This is a genomic window from Methylobacterium sp. B1 (genome assembly GCF_000333255.1).
In the GTDB taxonomy this organism is placed as follows: domain Bacteria; phylum Pseudomonadota; class Alphaproteobacteria; order Rhizobiales; family Beijerinckiaceae; genus Methylobacterium; species Methylobacterium fujisawaense.
In genome coordinates this window covers 1-5,512 of record NZ_BACT01001046.1, presented here as the reverse complement: position 1 = coordinate 5,512, position 5,512 = coordinate 1, and the positions used below count along the sequence as shown (strand labels likewise).

At 70.1% G+C, this 5,512-nt stretch carries 4 protein-coding genes and 2 pseudogenes; 1 reads left to right on the top strand and 5 read right to left on the bottom strand.

The features are described 5' to 3' along the window. Positions 1-586: PepSY domain-containing protein (locus I53_RS29185; RefSeq protein ID WP_043357677.1), on the top strand; the 586-nt coding region annotated here is incomplete at its 5' end. A gap of 183 nt (positions 587-769) precedes the next feature. Here the strand turns inward: I53_RS29185 and I53_RS36025 are convergent. From I53_RS36025 to I53_RS29160, 5 genes and pseudogenes are all read right to left on the bottom strand, one after another. Beyond that, positions 770-1,813 carry a TonB-dependent receptor domain-containing protein gene (locus tag I53_RS36025; RefSeq protein WP_306307456.1) on the bottom strand — a complete coding sequence of 348 codons (1,044 nt, stop codon included), beginning with the start codon at positions 1,811-1,813 and terminating at the stop codon, positions 770-772. A gap of 635 nt (positions 1,814-2,448) precedes the next feature. Continuing rightward, positions 2,449-2,946: pseudogene (locus tag I53_RS36020) on the bottom strand (TonB-dependent receptor plug domain-containing protein); the annotation flags it as partial. 418 nt (positions 2,947-3,364) lie between these two features. Next, positions 3,365-4,003, bottom strand: a complete 639-nt coding sequence (locus I53_RS29170) for a TetR/AcrR family transcriptional regulator (RefSeq protein ID WP_043357672.1) — start codon at positions 4,001-4,003, stop codon at positions 3,365-3,367. Then, the gene (locus I53_RS29165) at positions 4,000-4,299 is read right to left on the bottom strand and encodes a hypothetical protein (protein ID WP_043357670.1); all 300 of its coding nucleotides are present in this window, start codon (positions 4,297-4,299) and stop codon (positions 4,000-4,002) included. The genes I53_RS29170 and I53_RS29165 overlap by 4 nt, the downstream gene beginning before the upstream one ends. Positions 4,300-4,689: 390 nt before the next feature. Further along, positions 4,690-5,512, bottom strand: a pseudogene (locus I53_RS29160) (sulfite reductase); the annotation flags it as partial.

Below are 5,512 nucleotides of genomic sequence, written 5' to 3'. Positions count from 1 at the left end.
CTACCTGGTCATCGCGCTCCGCGGCCTGACATGGTCCTACCCGTCGTTCAAGGACGGCGCCACGCGGCTGCTCGCGGGCGCTCCGGACGCGGGGAAGCCTGCGCGACCGGCCGGGAGCAAGGCTGCCGGACGCCTGGTCGATGCCGGGGCCGATGGCGGCGCGGCCGTCGACCGCGCCTGGGCGGATTTCCGCGCGCGGACCGGTGACGCCGCCGGGACAGCGGTCCTGACCCTGCCGGGGGCCGACACGAAGGCGATCCGGATCCGCTGGCTGCCCAAGGGCGTCGATGCGCCGAGCGCCCGCAACGAGGAGCGCTACGATCCCCTCACGGGCGCCCTGCTGGCCTCCGAGCGCGCCACCGATGCGCCGCTGGGCCGGCGTCTCCTGGACAACATCCTGGAGGTGCATCGCGGCCGCTTCTTCGGCGATCTCGTCGCTCTGCTGTTCTGCCTCGCGGCCCTGGCCATGCCGGGTTTCGCGGCCACCGGCCTGACCCTCTACGTCCTGCGCCGCCGCGCCGGTGCCCGGCGCAGGGCCGCCGAGCCCGAGGCGCCCGCGGTGGCCGTCCGTGCGGTGAGCCCCTGAGACGGTGCCGGCATGGCCTTCGGCCGCCCCCGGCGTTCTGCGTGCGGCGAGGAGGGATCAGGGCAGCGCGCGGCCGATCGGCGGGGCGCTGTCCCGGATTGCCGCGCTCCGCGCGTGCATGACGGCGACGCGAGCCACCGCTGACGCGACGAGGCCGCCGCCTTCGCGAGGCGGCGGCCCGGCTCAGAGCCGGGCGGTGATCGTCGCCAGCACGGAGAGCGGCGCGCCGGGGAGGTTGTTGAACTGGTTGAACGGCTGCTCGATGTAGCGGCGGTCGGTCAGGTTCCGGGCATTGATCGAGAACCGGGCGTGCTCGCTGAAGTCGTAGAACACGGCCGCGTCGAGCCGGGCGTAGCCGCCCACCGAGTAGCTGTTGTTCAGGTCGCCGGCGCGGCGCCCGACATAGGTGATCCCGGCCCCGACGTTCCAGCCGAGCAGGAAGCCTTCCTGGAACTGGTAGGTGGACCAGATGCTGCCGCTGAAGGCCGGCGCCCCGACCAGCCGGTTGCCCACCGCGAAGGTGGTGTCCTTCGTGATCCGCGCGTCGAGGACGCTGATGCCGCCGATGACCTTCCAGCCGGGCAAGACCTGTCCGGCGAGGTCGGCCTCCACGCCTTGGGAGCGCTGCTGCCCGGTGATCACCGAGAAGCCCGTGTTGACCGGGTCGGCGGCCGAAACGTTGTTGCGGATGATGCGGAAGGCTGCCGTCGACAGGGTCAGGTCCGGGTTGAGATCGAGCCGGCTTCCGACCTCGTAGAGCTCGCCGGTCTCGGGACGCGGATTGACGGCGTTGTAGACGTTGTCCGTCTGCGGCTTGAACGAGGTCGCGTAGCTCGCATAGAGCGTCAGCGGCTCCACCGGCCGGTAGATCAGGCCGACCCGCGGCGAGGTGCCGGACAATTGCTGCTCGGGCGGGATGGTGCGCGAGGTCGGGACGCGGCTGAAATAGTACTGGGTGCCCGTATCGTAGCGGACACCGACCAGCATCTGCAGGCCGAGACCGAGATCGATCTGGTCCTGCACGTAGAGGCCGGTCAGCGCGTTCTTCTGCTTCAGATCGGACTGGAACTGGAGGCCGACGATCGGGGATCCCGGGACCGGGTTGAGGAAGCTGACCGACGGGAAGTTCGTGCTCTGCGTCTGGTAAGCGCGCCGGTAGCCGTTCGTGTACTCGACCCCGGTGAGCACCGTGTGCCGGAAGCCGAGGAGGTCGAACTTCGCCACCATCTCGGTCTGGCTGTCGACGGCCGCGTAGTCGAGTAGACCGCAGTCTCCCGCCGGGTCACCTGGGTGTTGCGGTTGGTGAGACCGATGGCTCGGGTGGCCAATAAATCGAAGCCGCCCCATTGCGCGTTGAGCACCTCGCGCAGGGTGATGTTGGCATTGAGGTCGTGCTCGACCTTGAGCAGGCCGAAATTGGCGTTGCCGTTGTAGCGGGAGAACGGTTCGCCGTAGTAGCGCGCGACATTGTCCAGGGGCACGCGGCCGTTCCGGGCGACGAGGCCCTCGTCGTACTGGTTGTCGACCCGGGTGAACTCGCCGAGGAACGTGACGCGCGTGTCCGGTGTCGGAGTCCACGCGAAGGCCGGGGCCACGAAGGTGCGGGCATTGTCGCGGCCGTAGAAGTTGCGGAAGGTCGGGTCCGACTGGGCGGCGAAGCTGAGCCGCCCGGACAAGCCCTCCACGCCCTCGATCGCGCTCGAGACCGAGCCCTGCACCCGCCGGAAGCCGAAGCTGCCGGCCTGCAGGTTGATGTCGCCGGACGGCGTCAGCGTCGGCTGCCGGGTGACGATGTTGATCAGGCCGCCCGGATCGCCGCGCCCGTACAGGACCGAGGCCGGGCCCTTGAGCACCTCGATCCGCTCCACGTCGGCGAGATCCCGGGTCACCGAGGAGAAGTTGCCGGCCTGATTCAGGAGGACGCCATCGATGGCGTAGGTCTGGGTCCTGAAGCCGCGGATGATGAAGGTGTCGCTCCGGCCCTGGATCGTGCCCCCGGGCTGCACGCTGCTGACGTTCTGCAGCGCGTCGCTCAACCGGATGTCCTGCTGGTCGACCAGCACGTCGCGCGGCACCACCTGCACCGATTGCGGCGTGTCGCGCAGGGGCGTGTCGGTCCGGGTGGCGGTGGCCGAGCGCGTGGCCCGGTAGCCGACGACCGGTCCACCGGCCCGCTCCGCCGCTGGCCCGGTGCCGGTCACGCTGAGTTCGGAGAGGGCGACCTCGTCGGTCTCCGCCTGCGCGTGAACAGCCGTCGAAGACAGGACCAGAATGGCCGTCGCAAGTCCCGTATGGGCGAAACTCAAGTACTCGCGGAGACGGCGCGTGCCATCGACCTCGTCGATCCGCCCAGAAAGCATAGTTTACAATCGTTCTCAGGAGTGAAGCGCCAGCGCGATGCAGCACTCCTAGAATGAATCGGCCCGATCATCTCAACAGCGATGCGCATCTGGAGCGCCGGGACACGCATCCGTCGTGGGAATGTGGCTGAAATGGCACGAATCGCGGGGCGATATATTAAAACTCCTCCAGTGTGCCTACTTGTGCGTGTATACAGTTGCGGTGTTGAACCCGAATCGCGTGCGGGTTGAGGGCGCCGGCAGCAGCGGACACGACCGGCCGGCCCGCAAGAGGGGGGGATTGCGAGCCGGCCGGCGTACCGCGCGCCGGTTTCGGCGCGCGATCGGAAGCGACTGTCCTCGGCCCCGTGGGCAGCGACGGCCTCCCGTGCGCCGTCACGTCGTCCGGCGCGGACGCAGCGATCGCGCCGGGCGCGGATCAGAGGCCCGCAGGCGAACGCGCATCCGCCGGGCACGGCAGGCGGCCGTCGAGCCCGGCATGGAGGAGCTGGTGGATCTGGGTGACCGCCCCGGCGACGTCGTAATCGGGCAGCGCGGCGCGGCTCACGACGATCCCCTTCATCAGAGGCGCGAGGAGGGCGTAAAGCGCCGCCGGATCGCAAGCTGGCGCGGTGGCGAGCGCCGACAAGGTCGCAACGAACCAGTCCCGGCTCTCGACTTCGGTCTGCGCCGTCATGGCGGCGATGGCCGGATTGCGCGTCGATTCCGACCAGATTTCCACCCGCAGAGCCGCGGCTTCGCGGGTGATCGACATGAAGTAGCGGGCGATGAGGCCCAGCAACGTCCCGCGCGGGTCACTGCTGCCCTCCATCTCGGCGACCAGGAGCGTGCCGCGCTCGCGCTCACGCTCGACCAGCCCGAGGACCAGGGCCTCCTTGGATTCGAAGTAGCGGTAGAAGTTGCCCGGACTCATCGCAGCCTCGCGGGCGAGGTCCTGCATGGTGGTGCGATGGAAGCCGTTGCGCGTGAAGCAGGCTTCGGCGGCGTCGAGAATGTGCTCGCGCCGGGCGGAGGGCCCGACGCGGGCCTCCGCAAGTCCGTCCGCTGCGGCGGTCACTGCCCCGGCTGCGCGGCGACGGCCACCGGCGTGATGCGGCTCTGATCCTTGCCCAGGCTGGCGACGGTGCAGGATTGCGGTCCCTGATGCAGGTCCGCGCAGATCCGGGCCTGCCAGCCGTCCGGGCCGGCCCCGGTCCAGCCGATCAGCGCCAGCCAGGCGAGGGCCAGGACGGCGCCGAAAGTCAGGTTGGCGGGGGTGCAGACGGTGCGGAGCTGGGCGAGAGCGCCCCGGCCGCGGGCGCCGAAACGCTCGGCATCGAGATCGGACCAGCGGCCTTCGAGGGTGAGAGCCATCGTGCGCTCCTGTTGGCCTCACCTGTATAATGAATGTTCATTCTCATGTCAATGAACGTTCATTCTCGTCGAGGTCGCGCAGCGGACGAAGGACGGCCTGCCGCCGATGCCTGCGGTTCGTCGGGAGGGAGGGCGCGATCGCCGCCGGGTCTTCGACGCCGGTGCAGGGTATGCCGGAGCGGCGGTTCGGACCGGTGCGCGGGCGGGACGCCGCTCCGGGTCCCCGATCCCTCCCGCCGCGCTCCGGCGGCTCGGGATCGGGACGCGCAGATCCGGTCATGGTGGATCCGGTCATGCCGGAGCCGGGCCGGAACCCGCGATCCGCGGCCGCCGCCGCGTCGCGGTCTCGGCGCGTCCGGGAGCCCCGTCCCGGACGCGCGAGGCCTGCCGTCAGCCGAGCACGGCCGGCTTGAGGGCGCCGGTCCGCTCGTGGAAGTCCGGGCCGTTGGTGGTCCGGGCCACGTGGCCGGCGCGGATCAGGTAGTCGCCGAAATGCTCGCCCGGCTGCCGACCCTTCGCGTAGTCGGCAAACAGCGGATCGAGGGTGCTGCGGATCTCGGAGGCCGCGACGTCCTCCTTGTAGAGCTTGCTCAGGCGCGAGCCGTCGTGGGCGGCGCCGAGATAGAGGTGGTAGCGCTCGGGGCCGCGGCCCACGAGGCCGATCTCGGAGATGAACGGCCGGGCACAGCCGTTCGGGCAGCCGGTGGAGCGGATCGTGATCTCCTCCTCGGCCAGCCCATGGGACGCGAGGCTCTCCTCCAGCTCGGTCATCAGGTCCGGCAGGTAGCGCTCGCTCTCGGCCAGCGCGAGGCCGCAGGTCGGCAGGGCCACGCAGGCGAGCGAGTTGCGCCGCAGCGCGCCCGCGCCCCGGGTCAGGCCGTATTCGTCGACGAGCGCGTCGATCTCCGCGCGCTTCTCCGCCGGGACGTTGGCGATGATCACGTTCTGGTTGCCGGTGAGGCGGAAATCGCCCTCGTGCACCTCGGCGATGCGCCGCAGGCCCGAGAGGAATTGCGGCCCGCCCTCGATGTCCTTGATCCGGCCCGAGGGCACGTAGAGGGTGAGGTGATAGCGGCCGTCGTCGCCCTCGACCCAGCCGTAGCGGTCGCCGTTGTTGGTGAAGGTGAAGGGTTTGGGCGCGCCGAGCTTCTGGGCGATCCGCTTCTCCACCTCGGCCCGGAAGGCGTCGAGCCCGTAACGCTCGATCGTGTAC

Bases quoted from the DNA above. Each gene is read 5' to 3' on its own strand.
- I53_RS36025 (WP_306307456.1), bottom strand. From the start codon at position 1,813: ATGGTGGCGAAGTTCGACCTCCTCGGCTTCCGGCACACGGTGCTCACC.
- I53_RS29165 (WP_043357670.1), bottom strand. From the start codon at position 4,299: ATGGCTCTCACCCTCGAAGGCCGCTGGTCCGATCTCGATGCCGAGCGT.